The sequence below is a fragment of the Rhizobium sp. 05L419 genome, from assembly GCF_056397845.1.
This window is the reverse complement of record NZ_JBFTOF010000013.1, coordinates 59,968-76,371: the sequence shown is the minus strand read 5'-3', so window position 1 is coordinate 76,371 and position 16,404 is coordinate 59,968. Positions and strand designations below refer to the sequence as shown.

Sequence of the window (16,404 nt, the reverse complement as noted above, 5' to 3'; positions counted from 1 at the left end):
GAATTTGGTGCGAAAGAACCAGCCTCACCTAGCGGTGGGCCGGATGGCGGCAAGGAATGCCGCCATCCAATCCTTACACCGCGAGCTTGTTGTCGAGATAGAGTTGCAGGGTTTCGCGCGTGCCCTTTTCCCACAGGGTTTTCAGCGCATGCGCGAAGCGTTTGCGAAACAGGTCCGATGTCGACACCTCACCGAAGATGTCGTCGAAGGCGAGGAAGGCCATCGGATCGTCCTTGGCCTTCAGAGCGGCCGCATGCAGCCGGTCGGCACTGGCGTCGTTGAAGACGATCTCTGCGCCGCCGTCTGTCTTGCCGGCGAAGTAGCGGCACCATAGCGCCGACACCAGCGCAAGACCGACGACATCCCTGCCCTGGCGCAAGTTGTCCAGCGTCGAGGGCAGGATGAACTTTGGCTGGCGGTTTGAACCGTCCTGCGCCAGACGCGGGATCGTGTCGGCGATCTTGGGGTTCAGCAGGCGATGCTCGATGAGAGCGAAATAGTCCGTCAGCGATGTGTTCGGAACCGGCGGCACGATCGGAATGATCTCGTCCTTCTCGAGCTTGGCCAGGAAAGCGCGGATCAGCGGATCCACCATCGCATCGTGCACGAAATGGATGTCCATGAGCGCTGCCGGATAGGCGATCGCCGCATGGCCGCCGTTCAGGATGCGGATCTTCATATGCTCGTAGGGCGTCACGTCGGGAACGAAGGTCACGCCGACCTTTTCCAGCGCCGGCCGACCGGCGGTGAACTTGTCCTCCAGCACCCATTGCTTGAACTCTTCGCAATAGACCGGCCAGTTGTCCTCGATAGCGAAGGCATCCTTCAACAGATCGATTTCGCGCTGGCCCGTCGCCGGCGTGATGCGATCGACCATCGCGTTCGGAAAAGCGACATTCGCCTTGATCCAGTCGGCAAAGACCGGATCAGACAGCTTGGCAGTGCCGACGACGGCATTCGAGGTGACGATGCCGTTGTGGGGGATGTTGTCGCAGGACATGACGGTAAAAGGCACAAGGCCCATGGCCCTGCGCGCCTTCAGCCCAGCAACGATAAGCCCGAAAACCGTCTTCGGCTCGGCCGGATTCTGTCCGTCGGCGGCGATCGCCGGGTGCGCAGGATTGAACTTGCCCGAAGCATCGATGAAATAGCCGCCCTCCGTGATCGTCATCGATACGATGCGGATATCGGGATCGGTGAGCTTGGCGATGATCGCTTTGGAATCGCCGACCGGCAATATGTCGACCATCGGCCCGGTGACGCGGGCCGCCGTTTTGTTGTTGTCCTGCTCAACGACAGTCGTCAGGAAATCCTGCGCGGCGAGCTTGTCACGCATGGCTGCATCGGAAGGCAGCATGCCCGCCCCGATGATCGCCCAGTGGTGGTCCTGACCTTCGTTGAACAGGTCGTCGAGATAGATCGCCTGGTGGGCGCGGTGGAAATTTCCCACGCCGAAGTGCACGATGCCCGCCTTCAGCGACGCCCGCTCGTAGGCTGGGACGGCGGCGGTCTTTGCCGCTTCGGAAAGCGTTGCCAGCGATAGTTTGCACGTCATGTCTCAGTCCTCTTGAAGGTCTTCGGGATCGCTGATGACCCCGGGGATCACGGGTGATCCCGGTGTCGCGCGCCGGGCACCTTGTCCGGCGCACGCTTTCGTCCCCAACCCGGCAAGCAGCCTTTCAGATGGCGAGGCCGCCTTCGCCAAACTTGTGAATGCGCGATTTGTCCGGTGTCAGGTAGACGGTGTCGCCCGCCCGTGCCGGGAAATTGCCGTCACCGCGCGCCGTCATCTGGCCGATGCCGTCAACGTCGACGTGCAGGAACGTGTCGGAGCCGAGGTGCTCGGCAACAATGACCTTGCCCTTCCACTCGCCGCTTTCGGTCGAAAGCTGCATGTGTTCGGGGCGAACGCCGATCGTATGGGCGTTATGCGCGGCAGCGTTCCGGCCGCTGATGAAATTCATCTTCGGCGAGCCGATGAAGCCGGCGACGAAGAGATTGCGCGGCTTGCTGTAGAGTTCCAGCGGCGAGCCGACCTGCTCGATGTTGCCTCGGTTCAGCACCACGATCTTGTCGGCCATGGTCATGGCTTCCACCTGGTCGTGGGTGACATAGACCATCGTCGTCTTCAGCTGTTGGTGCAGTTCGCTGATCTCGAGGCGCATGTTGACGCGAAGTGCTGCATCGAGGTTCGACAAGGGTTCGTCGAACAGGAAAGCCGACGGCTGGCGCACGATGGCGCGGCCGATCGCCACGCGCTGGCGCTGTCCGCCCGAAAGCTGGCGCGGCTTGCGCTCCAGGTAGTCGGTGAGGTTCAGCACGCGGGCGGCATCGGAAACCTTGCGGTCGATCTCGGCCTTGTCCATGCCCGCCATCTTCAGCGGGAAGGCGATGTTGTTGCGCACGCTCATATGCGGGTAGAGCGCATAGGACTGGAACACCATTGCAAGGCCGCGCTCGGATGGAATGGTCTCCGTCGCATTCTTGCCGTCGATGACGATGTTGCCGCCGCTGACGTCTTCGAGCCCGGCGATCAGCCTGAGCAGGGTGGACTTGCCGCAGCCCGACGGGCCGACGAAGACGACGAACTCGCCATCCTTGATCTCGAGGTCGATCGAAGGGATGACCTTGGCTTCGCCGAAGACCTTCGAAACTTTCTGAAGGGTAATGCTGCCCATGTTTCTCTCCCTTAGTCTTATTTCACCGCGCCGAACGTCAGGCCGCGGACGAGTTGTTTCTGGCTGAACCAGCCGAGGATCAGGATCGGAGCGATCGCCATCGTGGAGGCGGCCGAAAGCTTGGCGTAGAACAGGCCCTCGGGGCTGGAATAGGAAGCGATGAACGCCGTCAGCGGCGCCGCTTTCGAAGCGGTGAGATTAAGCGTCCAGAAGGCTTCGTTCCAGGCGAGGATGATGTTGAGGAGCAGCGTCGAGGCAATGCCCGGCACCGCCATCGGCGTCAGCACGTAGATGATTTCCTTGGCAAGCGATGCACCGTCCATCCGCGCCGCCTCGAGGATCTCGCCGGGGATTTCCTTGAAGTAGGTATAGAGCATCCACACGATGATCGGCAGGTTGATCAGCGTCAGGATGATCACCAGGCCGAGGCGGCTGTCGAGCAGCCCGGTGTTGCGGAACATCAGGTAGATCGGGATCAATGCGCCGACGGGCGGCATCATCTTCGTCGACAGCATCCACATCAAGACATCCTTGGTACGCTTGGTCGGCGAAAAAGCCATGGCCCAGGCGGCCGGGATCGCGATGATCAATCCGATCAGCGTCGAGCCGAAAGAGATGATCACCGAGTTCATGAAGTGGTTCAGATAGTTCGAGCGAGACTGCACCTCGGCGTAGTTCTCCGTCGTCCAGTGGAAGAACAGGAACTGCGGCGGGGAGGCAATGGCGTCGGCCTCCGTCTTGAAGCTCGTGAGGAACGTCCAGAGGATCGGGAAGAAGATCAGGATGCCGATCGTCCAGGCGATCGCGGTCATGATGACCTTGCGCTGAGTGGTGACTTTTCTAGCCATCTCAAGCCTCCAGATTCTTGCCGACGAGGCGGACAAGGAAGATCGCGACGATATTGGCAAGGATGACCGCAACGATACCGCCCGCCGAAGCGCCGCCGATATCGAATTGCAGAAGCGCTTGCACATAGACGAGGTAGGTAAGGTTCGTGCTCTGCGTGCCGGGCCCGCCATTGGTGGTGACCAGGATTTCGGCAAAGACGGAAAGCAGGAAGATCGTCTGGATCAGGATCACCACAGTGATGGCGCGGGCCATGTGCGGCAGGATGATGTAGATGAACTTCGAGATCGGACCGGCACCGTCCATCTCGGCGGCTTCCTTCTGCTCTTCATCGAGCGACTGAAGCGCGGTCAGCATGATGAGGGTCGCAAACGGAAGCCACTGCCAGGCGACGATCAGGATGATCGAAAACAACGGCGCGTTCGCAAGCCAGTCATAGGGCTGCAGCCCGACTGCCTTGGCGAGGTGCGCGAAGAGCCCGTTGACCGGGTTCATGAACATGTTCTTCCACACGAGCGCCGCAACGGTCGGCATCACGAAGAAAGGCGCGATCACCAGGATGCGGACGATCCCCTGACCATAAATGTCCTGGTCGAGCAGCAGCGCAAACAAGATACCTCCGACGACAGTGATCAGAAGCACGCCGAGCACCAAAAGCAGCGTATTGATCAGCGCTGCGACGAAGGCCGGATCGGTGAGGAAGTACTTGTAGTTCAAAAAGCCGACAAAGCTCTCCATTCCAGGGTTGAGCAGATTGTAGTTCAGAAGCGAAAAATAGATCGTCATCACAAGCGGGACGATCATCCACAAGAAGAGAAGCACGACCGAGGGTGCTATCATCAGCCGGGCTGCGGAGCGGGTGTGTAACGTTGCCATGGCGACGACCGATCATGTCTGGAGGGGCGAACGGCTGCTGGACAGCTTGGTAAAAAATGGCCGCCGACGCAATTCGGGCATCCGGCGGCCTAGAGGGGCGGGAGGTCAACGATCCCCACCGTTCTCAGGAGGTTATTATTTGATGTAACCAGCCTTCGTCATTTCGCGGGTGGTCAGCTGCTGGGCGCTCTGCAGAGCCTGATCGACCGATACCTGGCCGGCAAGAGCTGCGGAGAACTGCTGGCCGACGGCCGTGCCGATGCCCTGGAATTCCGGGATCGCCACGAACTGGACACCGACATAGGGGACCGGCTTTACGGTCGGTTTTGTCGGGTCAGCCGCGTTGATGCTGTCGAGCGTCATCTTCGCAAAAGGCGCTGCCTTCTGGTAATCGGCGTTCGCATAGAGCGAAGAGCGCGTACCGGGAGGTGCATTCAGCCAGCCTTCCTTCTCGGCGACGAGGTTGGTGTAATCCTTGCTCGTTGCCCATGCGACGAACTTCTCGGCCGCTTCGACCTTCTGCGAGCCTGCCGGAATGGCGAGGTTCCAGGCCCAGAGCCAGTTGCCGCGCTTGCCGAGGCCCTTGTCCGGAGCCAGCGCGAAGCCGACCTTGTCGGCCACGGTGGATTCCTTCGGGTTGCTGACAAAGGACGCCGCAACGGTCGCGTCGATCCACATGCCGCACTTGCCGGTCTGGAAGAGCGCCAGGTTTTCGTTGAAGCCGTTGGAAGAAGCGCCCGGAGGTCCGGCTTCCTTCATCAGGTTGACGTAGAAGGTCAATGTGTCCTTCCACTCCGGCTGATCGAACTGCGGCTTCCACTGCTCATCGAACCAGCGGGCGCCGAAGGAGTTGGACATAGCCGTCAGGAAGGCCATGTTTTCGCCCCAGCCAGCCTTGCCGCGCAGGCAGATGCCGTAGATTTCCTTGTCCTTGTTGGTGATCTTCTTGGCGGCGTCCGCGATGAAGTCCCAGGTCGGCGCGTCGGGCATCTTCAGGCCGGCGGCCTCGAACAGGTCCTTGCGGTACATGACCATCGAGCTTTCGCCGTAGAACGGAGCAGCATAGAGCTTGCCGTCGTTGGTAAGGCCGCTGCGGATTGCCGGCAGCAGGTCGTCGGCGTCGTAGTCCTTGCCGAGGTTGTCGAGTGGCAGAAGCCAGCCCTGCTTTGCCCAGATCGGAACTTCATACGTGCCGATCGTCAGAACGTCATATTGCCCGCCCTTGGTCGCGATATCGGTCGTAACCTTCTGTCGCAGGACGTTTTCTTCGAGCGTTACCCACTCGAGGTCGATGTCGGGGTTCTTCTTCTTGAAGTCATCCGTCAGCTTCTGCATCCGGATCATGTCGCCGTTGTTCACGGTCGCGATCGTCAGCGTTTCGGCCGAAGCCATGCCAGCAAACGCCAGTGCCGAGCAGGCGCCCAGCAGGAAAGTTTTCAATGTCATATCTTCCTCCCAGAAGATGAGTGCGAGCATTCGCTTTGCTCATGGGCAATTACTCACCGTGGCGCGAAGAATGTCAATCACCAATCGTTGCTGCAACAGCGAAGGGAAGAGTGATCTATTTGATTTTCCTAAATAATATTTTTGCTCACGGCTTGAGCAAATACTCAGCAACCTCTTCATCCGTGATCAGACCGTTGATCTGATGCCCGGTCACGGCGGCCTTGATCGCCCTGAATTTGCGCTTCCCCTTGCCGATACCGATCACGGTCGACGATACGCGCGAAGGGATCGAGGCGGAAGCCACCCGCTCGTTGATCGGATTGTCGAGGAGCTTGCCTTCGGCGTCGAAAATCCAGCCGCAGATCTCTCCGACCGCACCGTTGCGCATCAGCTCCATCATCTCGTCCTTCTCGAGGAAGCCGTCGACGCAGAGCGGTCCGTCGATGCCGAGTTCGCCGATGCCAACGAAGGTCACGTCGGCCTGCGCGCTCATTTCCAGCGTCGCGCGCACTAGCTGCTGCGCATGCAGCGTTTCCCGCTCCGCCGCCGAGGTAACGAGGACCGGCAGCGGCATTGGGAAGTGTCGCGCCTTGACCGCATCGGCCATGCTGAAGATCACGTTGTAATAGGCAGCCGAGCCATCCGGCGCGATGTTGCCGGTCAGCGACACGATGCGATGCTTGGGACATTCGATGGCCGGAAGCTGATCGACAGCCGCCTTCAGCGTACGGCCAGTTCCGACGGCGAGCACGATCGGATCGGGCCTTTTCAGCCAGCGTTCGATCTCGGCCGCCGCCGCCTCCGCGATGCCGACGGTCGTCGAACCCGAAACCGGATCACTGGGCACCACCTCGACATGCCTGAGATCGTATTTCTTGCGAACGGCATTCGCCAGCTCGAGGCAGGCCGCGATCGGGTGGTCGAGGCGCACCTTGATGAGCCGCTCGGCAACGGCTAGCGAAACCAGACGCTGCGCCGACTGCCGGGAAATGCCCATCGCGGCAGCAATCTCATCCTGGGTTCGTCCGGCAACGTAATACAGCCAGCCCGCGCGCGCCGCGTCGTCCAGCCTTCCGGGTGTCTCGGATCGTTTTACCATCAACTCTATCTACCGCGCGGCCTGGACCGGCGTCTGCCGGAGAAAACACTGTTTGAGTCTGCATTAAACCAGATCAAAACAAAATTCGGACAAATGTCGAGTGCGTTGCGAAAATGTGCGCAATTCCTAAAGCAACTGCCACCAGGCGATAGGAGTGAGAATCCACAGCACCCACGCATGCGGCAAGTTAGGCTTTATCCTCCCAGCGGCTGCCTGCTTCAGGTAAATCTGGCGTCACTTCAGGTTCAGAGGTCGCTTTCCGATATCCGATCCCAGCGGTGTTGAGGTCATGGACCTCCAATGGAACGCCCGCAGTGTCTATGGCCAATATCCCTACGAGTTCGGGGGGCGCATTGCGCAGGTAGTTCTCTGCGCGATCCAGAGCAATAATGAGTTCGTCGCGGATCATTGCGGCAGTCCAATCAGAAGGTAGGCCACGAACCGTCGTGTAGTCCTCATTCGTGACGGACAAGGCTTTATGCCGAATCTCATCGATTATCCGCAATGGCGAGAAGTAAGGAGGTTTGCCTGCCGCGGCCATAATTATTGGCCCTAGCGGGCACATGTGGTTTTCGATCATCAGCAGATCGACGTAATCCCGAGCCTTCGTCCGCGTAGAGGCAGCGATCACCTTGTTCACGGCAAGATCAGCAGGGTGTAGACGGGCTCCCCATTCATCATCCCTGACAAGTGGAAAGAAGCGTGTCCGGGTCTCGCTCATCCATTGGACAAGGGTGCGTTCCCCGCCGCGCATTACACTTGCTTCAACGCAACCGTAGATGTTGACTTCGATCGCGACTTTGAAACCGTCAGCCTCTAATTTGGCGATATCAGTATCCGCAGAGACCCCAATTTCCTCGTCGGTATCATGAAAGATGTCAATGTCATCGGACATCCGTGGCCAATCCATATTTAAGACCAGGCCGCCAGCAATGTAGCTGGTGTCAGATCTGTTCCCTGCGATGGAGGCCATGATCTCTTTTTGGATCTGTGTCAGTGCCATCAGCGCCCATCTCCTAGGTGGGCGACCATTTTTCGTCCCATCGCATAAGCTCGCGCATCACCGCGCTCCATAAGGGCATTGGCGACAACTCGCGCCTTCTGCGGAAGATCGTTCAGCTTTTCGATGTCGATGTTATCGAAAACTCTCAGCCCATACCTCTCGGTAGCAATCCTGATAAATTCCACAAGACGACTCTTTTCAGCCCGATGCGCTGAGCGCAATTCTGCCGCGACACTCACGATCTCATCTCTGCGTGCTTTGGGAACGAGAACCTCCACCCTCACGAGATCGGATGCTCCTCCAGTCTCTCGGTACTTCTTGATGCGTTCTTTTGCAGACATGGTGACAGCTCCTACATGGGGCAATATAGGCGTATCCGGGATACTCATCAAGTATCTATATTTGTGACGAAAAGCACACGTTTTTAGTCTGAGTTCTCGATCTGGAATTCGATCAAAACAAAACCGATCGACTGTTCGCGGACACCCCTGGTATGGTCCGCGGCATGTTCCGGTCCATAGACATACGACACCGCTGATTTTCCGCTTCGCCGGGCTTCGGCGACGTCCTGTCGTATCGCGTAATCTTCAAGGCACCGAACATGCCCACCAACCTGCCCGCCACCATTCCGCCGCAGAACCCCATCTCCTTTGAATTACAATACCCTGCGGCACGGTATGGAATAAAGCGATCCGGGAGCCTCCCGCTACGAGGAGAATTACCGTTGACGTGTCCTCACCAATCTCGAGCGACGCGCAAAGTCGTTCGGGTATGCCCGACAACCCGCGCCTGCTGCCGCACGAACTCCGCGGGTGCCATCTCCATGCCATCTTTCGCTTCGAAGCCTCGCTTGACCATGTGCCGAACTGCAAGCTAACTGTGGTTGAGAGGGAAATCCGTGCGAATTCTGCTGGTTGAAGACGACAGGATGATTGGCGAGGCAGTCCGCGATCACGTTGCGGCCTCCAATCACGCCGTGGACTGGGTCAGCAATCTTGCCGACGCCGACGCAGCCGCCGGACCTGTCGAGTACGGCCTGATCTTGCTCGATCTCCAACTTCCCGATGGGAGCGGCATCGATTTTCTCAGACGCATTCGCAGCCGCGATTTGCGAACGCCGGTCATCATTCTCACCGCGCGCGACCAGATATCGGACCGGATCGAAGGCCTTAACGCCGGGGCGGACGACTATCTGGTAAAACCCTTCAATCTGGACGAGCTGGAGGCGCGCATCATGGCCGTCGCGCGCCGCTACGACGCCAATCCGCATCCTGTCATTCGCATCACCGACATCGAGATCGACCGTCCGCAGCACAAGATCTCCGTGGCAGGCGCGCCGATCATCCTGACCAGCCGCGAATGGGCCGTGCTGGATCTGCTGACCGCCCGTCCTGGAGCAATCGTTTCCAAGCACCGCATCGAGGAAGCCCTCTACGCGTTCGGCTCGGAAATCGAGAGCAACACGGTGGAGGTCTACGTCAGCCGGCTGCGCAAGAAAATCGGCAAGGACCGCATCCGGACCGCACGCGGCATCGGCTACACGCTTGGATGAAAATGAAACCTGAACGCAGCATCACCCGCCCGCTTATTCTGGCGCTGACAACGGTCATGGTCGTCTTCTGGCTGCTGGCCATCGGCCTGAGCATCCGCGTGATGCAGCATGAATTCGACGAGATCTTCGACAGCGCCCAACAGGAGACGGCAGAACGTCTGCTCGCGCTGATCCTCGATGAAATGGATCAGCGTACGACGACCGATCCGCATGGAATAGCCATGCTGAACACGGCCGCAAGCCGCGAATACCTGACCTATCAGATGCGTGACGCAAGCGGAAAGATCGTCCTTCGCTCCAACGATGCACCGGCCGAGCCTTTCAAGGTGCCTCTCAACCCAGGCTTCGATGATACCGACACGGCGCGCATCTACACCGAAAAGACCCCCGACGGCGTCCTTTTCCTTCAGGTCGCTGATCGCTTCAAGAACCGCCGCGAAGCCGTGCGTGAAAGTGCCGTCACCTTGCTGATACCGCTGGTCGCGCTCATTCCTGCGAGCATCTTCGCCATCTGGTTCATCGTCGGCCGCGCGCTGAAGCCACTGGACACGCTTCGCCAGGATATCGCGACCAAGGACGGCGGCAATCTGGCTGCTATCGAAGGCGGCGATCTGCCGAAAGAGCTGAAACCGATCGCCCGCTCCGTGAACCTGCTGCTCGGACGGCTGCGTCAAGCGCTGGAAGCCGAACGCGAATTCACCGCCAATAGCGCCCACGAACTCAGGACGCCGATTGCAGGCGCGCTGGCACAGACGCAGCGCCTGGCAGACGAGCTTCCGCCAGGGCCGACCCGAGTCCGGGTTCACCAGGTCGAGACCTCGCTCATCGATCTCGGACGCCTCGCGGAGAAGCTGCTGCAATTGTCGCGCGCCGAAGCCGGGATCGGCGGCAGTGCAACCGCCACCGATCTGCGCCCAGTGCTCGACATGATCGTCACCGACTTCGAACGCGACAGTCGGTCGCGTGGCCGGCTGCGTTATTCGGCAGAGCCGGACGCAAAGCTGATCCGCAACGCCGACATGGATGCGTTCGGCATCGTTGTCCGCAACCTGATCGAGAACGCACTCGTCCACGGTGACCCGGAGCTGCCGGTGAGTGTCAGCCTGGAACGCAACGGGCTCATCCGGGTCGTCAATGGCGGGCCGGTGGTGCCCGAGATGGACATGGCAATGCTGAAGAAGCGTTTTCGCCGCGGCAAGTCGAACGGCGCCGGATCCGGCCTCGGGCTTGCGATTGCCGATCGGATTGCCTCGCAAATGGGTGGCACGCTGGAGTTGCTTTCTCCGGCAGCCGGCGAGCTGTCAGGTTTCGAGGCGCGCATGACGCTGCCCGCGTGAACGTTGATTTTGGCTTGCAAATCGTCCGGAAGGGTGCGAGCAGACGCGGAGCTTCTTTGAACAAGCAGAATCCGGATGATCATCTCTTTCGACATCGGCGGCTCGGCCATCAAGGGTGGGATCGCCCATTCCGAAACCGACATAACACCGCTCGGCCGGTACCCGACGCCCACCGACGATTTTACCGCCTTCGTCGATACGCTGAGGACCATCATCGCCACGGCTGGCGAAAAGCCGACGCGCCTTGCCTTTTCGATCGCGGGCGTCGTCGATCCGGACACGCAGCAGCTGACCTGCGCCAATATCCCCTGCATCCATGGGCGAAAATTCGCAGCCGATATCGAGGCCGAACTTGGCGTCCCGGTTCTGGTCGCCAATGATGCGGATTGTTTCGCCATGGCGGAAGCGAGCCTTGGAGCCGGCCGCGGTCATCGCATCGTTCTCGGCGCGATCCTCGGTACCGGCGTCGGCGGCGGCGTGATCGCCAACGGACGACTGATCAACGAGGCCGGCGGCTTTGCCGGCGAATGGGGCCATGGCCCGATCGTCGCCCTGCGCGCCGGCAACCCGCCGGTAGAGATTCCCCACTACGCCTGCGGCTGCGGCCAGAAAGGCTGCGTCGACACGGTCGGCGGCGCCCGCGGCCTGGAACGCCTGCACAAGACGCTCCACGATCTCGACTTTTCGAGCCAGGAGATCATCGACGACTGGCTGGTGGGCGAGGAGAAGGCGACGCGCACGGTCGACGTCTTTATCGATCTCGTCGCCTCTCCATTGGCGCTGACCATCAACATTACGGGCGCAACCATCGTGCCCGTCGGCGGTGGGCTTTCCAACGTGGAGCCATTGCTGAGCGAACTCGACAAGGCTGTGCGACAACGCATCCTGCGCAAGTTCGACCGGCCCCTCGTCGTGCCCAGCGAATGCCGGGTCGAGCCCGGCCTGATCGGCGCAGCCTTGCTGGGACTGAAGGTCGAGGCCGAATTCGCTGCTTAAAACCGTTTCTCGGGTGGATGCTTGCATTATCGGCAACGTGTGGCGGCGCCGCGCAGCCCACACAAACGCAAAGAATGTGGCGCCCCTTGCCCTACCCTCTCCCCGCAGGCAGGGGCGAAGCTTGGCTCGCCACCACGCGTCCCTTCTCCCCGACGACAGCTTCCAAGTTCCTGAATGAAAAATGGCGCGGTTCGCACCGCGCCATATCAGTTACTCCGCAGCCATGACGGGCTGCTGTCGGTGGCCGATCTCTTCATCGTTGCTGTTGGAAGGAAGGCCCTTGTCGTCTTCCTCCTTCTTCGGTTCCTTGCCGAAGAACAGCGCGTAGGCGGCCGGCAGCACCAGGATGGTCAGCACCGTCGCGACCAGGATGCCGCCCATCATGGCGTAGGCGAGCGGCCCCCAGAATACGCCGCGCGAGATCGGGATGAGCGCCAGGACAGCGGTCAAAGCCGTCAGCATGATCGGCCGGAAACGCCGCACGGCAGCTCCGACGATCGCCTCTTGGCGATGCATCCCCGCCTTGATGTCCTGATCGATCTGGTCGACGAGGATGATCGAGTTGCGGATGATGATGCCGAGAAGCGCAATGACGCCGAGGATCGCCACGAAGCCGAACGGCGCGCCGCTGATCAAGAGCGCCGCGGCGGCACCGATGATACCGAGCGGACCCGTGGCCAGAACCAGCATCGCCTTGCCGAAGTGCTGCAGCTGCGCCATCAGGAGCAGGACGATCACGAGAAGCATGATCGGCGCCTTGGCGGCGATCGAGGCCTGGCTTTCGGCCGCGTCTTCCGCACCACCCTGGATCTCGATCTTGTAGCCCGCCGGCAGACTGTCGCGCAGCGGCTTCATGTCGGCATACATCTTCATCGCTACGTCGTTCGGCTGCACGTCATCCGGCAGCGTCGCGCGCACAGTGATCGTCGGCAGGCGGTTGCGCCGCCACTCGATACCCTGCTCCAGAACAGGCATGACCTTGGCGATCTGCGAGACCGGCACGAAACCGCCGAAATCCGTCGGCACGTAGACCGAGTTGACGGCTGACAGCAGAGAGCGATTGCCATCCGGCTCGCGGGCGACGATCGACACCGTCTCTTCGCCATCGCGGAAGTCGTCAAGCGGCGCGCCGGACATGGCCGTCTGCAGCATCTGGCGGACGCGCTGCGAGGTAACACCAAGCGCACGGGCGCGGTCCTGGTCGATCACCAGTTTCATCGCCGGTATCGGCTCGAGCCAGTCGTCGTGGATGGCGGCAAGCATCGGATTGGCCTGGAACTGCGCCTTCACCGCGTCGGCGATCTTGCGAACCTCCTGGCGGTCCGGTCCCATGATGCGCATCTGCACCGGCCAGCCGGTCGGCGGGCCGAGGAACAGCCGGTCGACCTTGCCGCGGATGTCGGGGAAATCTTCCGCCAGGATGGCGCGCAGCTTGACGATCAGCCGTTCGCGAGCCGGCTCGTCATTCGCCATGACGAGAAGCTGCGCGTAGTTCGGGTTGCGAAGCTGCTGGTCGAGCGGCAGGAAGAAGCGCGGAGCGCCCTCGCCGATGTAGGTGGCGATGAACTTCTTGTCGGTGTCATCCATGACCTTGGCTTCCAGCGCCTTCGCCTGCGTCTCGACCTCCGCAATGCTCGTACCCTCTGGCAGCCAGAGATCGACCAGGATTTCCGGACGCGAGGATTGCGGAAAGAAGTTCTGCGGGATGAACTGGAACGCCCAGAGGCTGGTAACGAACGTCACCAATGTCATCGCAACCACGATGATCCGATGGCGCACGGCCCAACCGACAGTCGCCCGAAGCCGCCGGTAGAAGCGGGTATCGAAAGCGTCATGATGTTCGCCCGCATGATGGCGCTGCTTCAGGATCATGTAGCCGAGCCATGGCGTGAAATAAACGGCCACGAACCAGGAGACGACGAGCGCGATGCCGACGACGTAGAACAGCGTGCGCACATATTCGCCGGCGGTGGACGCTGCAAAGCCGACCGGAATGAACCCGGCTGTGGTGATCAGAGTGCCGGTGAGCATTGGGAAGGCGGTCGAGGAATAGGCGAAACTCGCCGCCTCGATCTTCACAAGGCCCTCCTCGAGCTTTCGCTCCATCAGTTCGACCACGATCATCGCATCATCGACAAGCAGCCCGAGTGCGATGATCAGCGCGCCGAGCGAAATGCGCTGCAGATCGATCCCCAGTTCGTACATGATCGCAAATGTCGCGGCCAACACCAGCGGAATGGCGATGGCAATCACCAGCCCCGAGCGCCAGCCGATCGACAGGAAGGAGACGATCAGCACGATCACCAGCGCTTCGCCGAGTGCATGCATGAACTCGCTGACCGCGTCAGTCACGACGTCGGGCTGGTTGGAAATCTGGTCGACGGCCACGCCGTAGGGCAGCGCTTCCTCGAAGCGCTGGTAGGTCGCCTCGACATCCTTGCCGACATCCGTGACCTTGAAGCCCCTGGCCATGACGACGCCGACCTGGACGCTGTCGTGGCCGTTGAAGCGATACTTGCGCTGATAGGGATCCTCGAGGCCCGAATAGACGGTGGCGATATCGCCAAGCCGCGTAACCTGGTTTCCGGCACGCAGGCGCAGCTCGCGAATGTCGTTCGCCTTGGTGACGTCGCCTTCGACCGAGATTCGCACCGAGCGTGTACCGGTCTCGACCGAGCCCGCGGCATCGACATTGTTCTGGCCTTTGATGGCATTCTGTAGGTCGACGACGGTCAGCCCACGCTCCGCCAGCGCCTTGGAAGACACATCGACGTAGAGCTTCTCCGGTTGGTCGCCGAGAATGACGGCCTTCTCGACGCCCGGCGTCGTCAGGAGCATGTCGCGCGCCTGAATGGCGAATTTCTTCAGTTCCGGATAGCTGTAGCCGTCGCCGCTGATCGAGTGCAGCGTGATATAGGTATCGCCGAATTCATCGTTGAAATAGGGACCGAGCAAACCTTGCGGCAGCTCGTTCGAGATGTCGCCGACCTTCTTGCGCACCTGGTAGAAAGCGTCCGCAACGTCGGCCGAATTGGTATCGCCCTTCACCTGCAGCGTGATGATGGCACTGCCGGCCCTCGTATAGGATTTGACCCAATCGATATGGGGCGTCTCCTGCAGCTTGCGTTCGATCTTGTTGACGACCTGGTCTTCCATCTCCTGAATGGAGGCGCCCGGCCAGATGGCCTGCACCACCATGACGCGGAACGTGAAGTCAGGGTCTTCCTTCTGGCCCATCCGCATCAGCCCGAGCACCCCTGTGATCAGGATCAGACCGAACAGGAAGCGCGCGATGCTCGGATGGCCGATGGCCCAGCGCGACAGATTGAAAGGTCGCTTTTCTGTGGAATTGTCCATGGTCCCGTTCCCTCTCCTGATCGCGCTTTAGCGAACGACGTCGGTGGTTTCGACCGACGCCGACTGCTGGCTCGGCAGCTTGACCTTGAGGTTTTCGGTCATGAACTGCGTGCCGGCGGCAACAACGAGGTCGCCGCTCTTCAGGCCGTCGGAGACGGCGACGCCTTCACCCGTGAAATCCGCGACGGTGATGTCGCGTGCGTGAACGGTCGCGCCGTCGCGATCGACAACCCACACGATCTTCCTGCCATCTCTCTCGGCAAGTGCCGCGAGCGGAATGGCAACATGGGCGCTGGCATTGCCGACATCGGCTTCGATCGTCGCCGTCATGCCGAGCAGAACCCGGTCATCGTTCGGAAGGCTGACACGCACTGCAAACGTCCGCGACTGCGCATCCGCGCTGCCGGAGACCTCCCGCACCTTGCCGTCGAGCACCAGCTTGCTGTCCGACCAGAACGTGGCCTTGACCGTCTTGCCCGGCTTGAACTCGGCAATGTCGTTTTCCGGGACGGCGATCTGCACTTCCTTCTCGCCGTCGAGCGCGACGGTCGCAACCGGCGTACCCGAGGCGACGACCGTACCGGCATCGGCGCTGATTGCAGTGACGATGCCGGTATGATCGGACTTGAGCGCGGCGTAATTCACCTGGTTCCTGGCCTGATCGAGCGAGGACCCGGCCGCGTCACGCGTGGAAACCGCCTGATCGTAGCTGAGCGACGCCTGCTCCATCTGCGAGCGTGCCGTGACGCTTTTGTCGTAGAGCTGCTGGGCACGCTTGTTTGCGAGGTCGGCTGTGGCGACGCCCTTTTCGGCGGCGTTGAGATTGGCCTCCGCGGTCTTGGCGGCCAATTCGTAGTCGGTCGGATCGATGCGCGCGATCAGGTCGCCCGGCTTGACGCGATCGCCGATATTGACGAGCCGCTCGGTAATCTTGCCGGCAACCCGGAAGCCGAGGTTCATCTCGACGCGCGCCTTGACGGCACCGGAATAATCGAGCGCGCGGGTATCCCCGGCCTTGGCGATCTCCACCACCTTCACCGGCCGCAGGATCTCCTTCGTCTCGGCTTTTTTCTCGTCGCTGCAGCCCGAAACAGCAAACGCAACGGCGCCAAGGAGCGCAAAACTGGCAATGGACGGCAACTTGACTGTCTTCAGCGAAATCATCTTTCGCACTCCTGAAATCGATTTGATGTGAGAGGCGCGACGGCTTTGTC

At 60.7% G+C, this 16,404-nt stretch carries 13 protein-coding genes; 3 read left to right on the top strand and 10 right to left on the bottom strand.

What is annotated here, in order from left to right; translation table 11 throughout:
* Positions 1-73 precede the first annotated feature (73 nt).
* The 8 genes from AC1DMK_RS17485 to AC1DMK_RS17450 form a co-directional block, all read right to left on the bottom strand.
* Positions 74-1,555, bottom strand: coding sequence for a mannitol dehydrogenase family protein (locus AC1DMK_RS17485; protein WP_477860681.1), 1,482 nt, complete (start codon positions 1,553-1,555; stop codon positions 74-76).
* A gap of 124 nt (positions 1,556-1,679) precedes the next feature.
* A complete protein-coding gene (locus tag AC1DMK_RS17480; protein ID WP_037069836.1) occupies positions 1,680-2,678 on the bottom strand; it encodes an ABC transporter ATP-binding protein in 999 nt (332 codons plus the stop codon).
* A gap of 17 nt (positions 2,679-2,695) precedes the next feature.
* Complete coding sequence (locus AC1DMK_RS17475) at positions 2,696-3,526, bottom strand: carbohydrate ABC transporter permease (protein ID WP_037069837.1); 831 nt, start codon at positions 3,524-3,526, stop codon at positions 2,696-2,698.
* Between the two features lies 1 nt (position 3,527).
* The gene (locus AC1DMK_RS17470) at positions 3,528-4,400 is read right to left on the bottom strand and encodes a carbohydrate ABC transporter permease (RefSeq protein WP_477860678.1); all 873 of its coding nucleotides are present in this window, start codon (positions 4,398-4,400) and stop codon (positions 3,528-3,530) included.
* A 135-nt stretch (positions 4,401-4,535) separates the two neighbouring features.
* A complete protein-coding gene (locus tag AC1DMK_RS17465; protein WP_477860677.1) occupies positions 4,536-5,846 on the bottom strand; it encodes an ABC transporter substrate-binding protein in 1,311 nt (436 codons plus the stop codon).
* Positions 5,847-5,991: 145 nt separating this feature from the next.
* Complete coding sequence (locus tag AC1DMK_RS17460; RefSeq protein ID WP_037069839.1) at positions 5,992-6,945, bottom strand: sugar-binding transcriptional regulator; 954 nt, start codon at positions 6,943-6,945, stop codon at positions 5,992-5,994.
* 187 nt (positions 6,946-7,132) lie between these two features.
* Positions 7,133-7,948, bottom strand: a complete 816-nt coding sequence (locus AC1DMK_RS17455; protein ID WP_037069841.1) for a nucleotidyl transferase AbiEii/AbiGii toxin family protein — start codon at positions 7,946-7,948, stop codon at positions 7,133-7,135.
* The gene (locus AC1DMK_RS17450; RefSeq protein ID WP_037069842.1) at positions 7,948-8,289 is read right to left on the bottom strand and encodes a hypothetical protein; all 342 of its coding nucleotides are present in this window, start codon (positions 8,287-8,289) and stop codon (positions 7,948-7,950) included. The genes AC1DMK_RS17455 and AC1DMK_RS17450 overlap by 1 nt, the downstream gene beginning before the upstream one ends.
* Before the next feature lie 557 nt (positions 8,290-8,846).
* On the opposite strand from AC1DMK_RS17450, the gene AC1DMK_RS17445 reads away from it, so the two are divergent.
* From AC1DMK_RS17445 to AC1DMK_RS17435, 3 genes are all read left to right on the top strand, one after another.
* The gene (locus AC1DMK_RS17445; RefSeq protein WP_037069843.1) at positions 8,847-9,500 is read left to right on the top strand and encodes a response regulator transcription factor; all 654 of its coding nucleotides are present in this window, start codon (positions 8,847-8,849) and stop codon (positions 9,498-9,500) included.
* Between the two features lie 2 nt (positions 9,501-9,502).
* Positions 9,503-10,837 carry an ATP-binding protein gene (locus AC1DMK_RS17440; protein ID WP_037069845.1) on the top strand — a complete coding sequence of 445 codons (1,335 nt, stop codon included), beginning with the start codon at positions 9,503-9,505 and terminating at the stop codon, positions 10,835-10,837.
* Between the two features lie 75 nt (positions 10,838-10,912).
* Positions 10,913-11,833 carry an ROK family protein gene (locus AC1DMK_RS17435; protein ID WP_477860673.1) on the top strand — a complete coding sequence of 307 codons (921 nt, stop codon included), beginning with the start codon at positions 10,913-10,915 and terminating at the stop codon, positions 11,831-11,833.
* A 210-nt stretch (positions 11,834-12,043) separates the two neighbouring features.
* Here AC1DMK_RS17435 and AC1DMK_RS17430 read toward each other — a convergent pair whose 3' ends face one another.
* Both AC1DMK_RS17430 and AC1DMK_RS17425 read right to left on the bottom strand, forming a co-directional pair.
* Positions 12,044-15,190: an efflux RND transporter permease subunit gene (locus AC1DMK_RS17430; RefSeq protein WP_037069858.1), complete on the bottom strand. Its 3,147-nt coding sequence runs from the start codon at positions 15,188-15,190 to the stop codon at positions 12,044-12,046.
* 27 nt (positions 15,191-15,217) lie between these two features.
* Positions 15,218-16,354 carry an efflux RND transporter periplasmic adaptor subunit gene (locus AC1DMK_RS17425; RefSeq protein ID WP_037069860.1) on the bottom strand — a complete coding sequence of 379 codons (1,137 nt, stop codon included), beginning with the start codon at positions 16,352-16,354 and terminating at the stop codon, positions 15,218-15,220.
* Positions 16,355-16,404 lie beyond the last annotated feature (50 nt).

What these genes read in the sequence shown, in the direction of transcription:
- AC1DMK_RS17485 (WP_477860681.1), bottom strand. Translation starts at nt 1,555, where the DNA reads ATGACGTGCAAACTATCGCTGGCAACGCTTTCCGAAGCGGCAAAGACC.
- AC1DMK_RS17480 (WP_037069836.1), bottom strand. Translation starts at nt 2,678, where the DNA reads ATGGGCAGCATTACCCTTCAGAAAGTTTCGAAGGTCTTCGGCGAAGCC.
- AC1DMK_RS17475 (WP_037069837.1), bottom strand. Translation starts at nt 3,526, where the DNA reads ATGGCTAGAAAAGTCACCACTCAGCGCAAGGTCATCATGACCGCGATC.
- AC1DMK_RS17470 (WP_477860678.1), bottom strand. Translation starts at nt 4,400, where the DNA reads ATGGCAACGTTACACACCCGCTCCGCAGCCCGGCTGATGATAGCACCC.
- AC1DMK_RS17465 (WP_477860677.1), bottom strand. Translation starts at nt 5,846, where the DNA reads ATGACATTGAAAACTTTCCTGCTGGGCGCCTGCTCGGCACTGGCGTTT.
- AC1DMK_RS17460 (WP_037069839.1), bottom strand. Translation starts at nt 6,945, where the DNA reads ATGGTAAAACGATCCGAGACACCCGGAAGGCTGGACGACGCGGCGCGC.
- AC1DMK_RS17455 (WP_037069841.1), bottom strand. Translation starts at nt 7,948, where the DNA reads ATGGCACTGACACAGATCCAAAAAGAGATCATGGCCTCCATCGCAGGG.
- AC1DMK_RS17450 (WP_037069842.1), bottom strand. Translation starts at nt 8,289, where the DNA reads ATGTCTGCAAAAGAACGCATCAAGAAGTACCGAGAGACTGGAGGAGCA.
- AC1DMK_RS17440 (WP_037069845.1), top strand. Translation starts at nt 9,503, where the DNA reads ATGAAACCTGAACGCAGCATCACCCGCCCGCTTATTCTGGCGCTGACA.
- AC1DMK_RS17435 (WP_477860673.1), top strand. Translation starts at nt 10,913, where the DNA reads ATGATCATCTCTTTCGACATCGGCGGCTCGGCCATCAAGGGTGGGATC.
- AC1DMK_RS17430 (WP_037069858.1), bottom strand. Translation starts at nt 15,190, where the DNA reads ATGGACAATTCCACAGAAAAGCGACCTTTCAATCTGTCGCGCTGGGCC.
- AC1DMK_RS17425 (WP_037069860.1), bottom strand. Translation starts at nt 16,354, where the DNA reads ATGATTTCGCTGAAGACAGTCAAGTTGCCGTCCATTGCCAGTTTTGCG.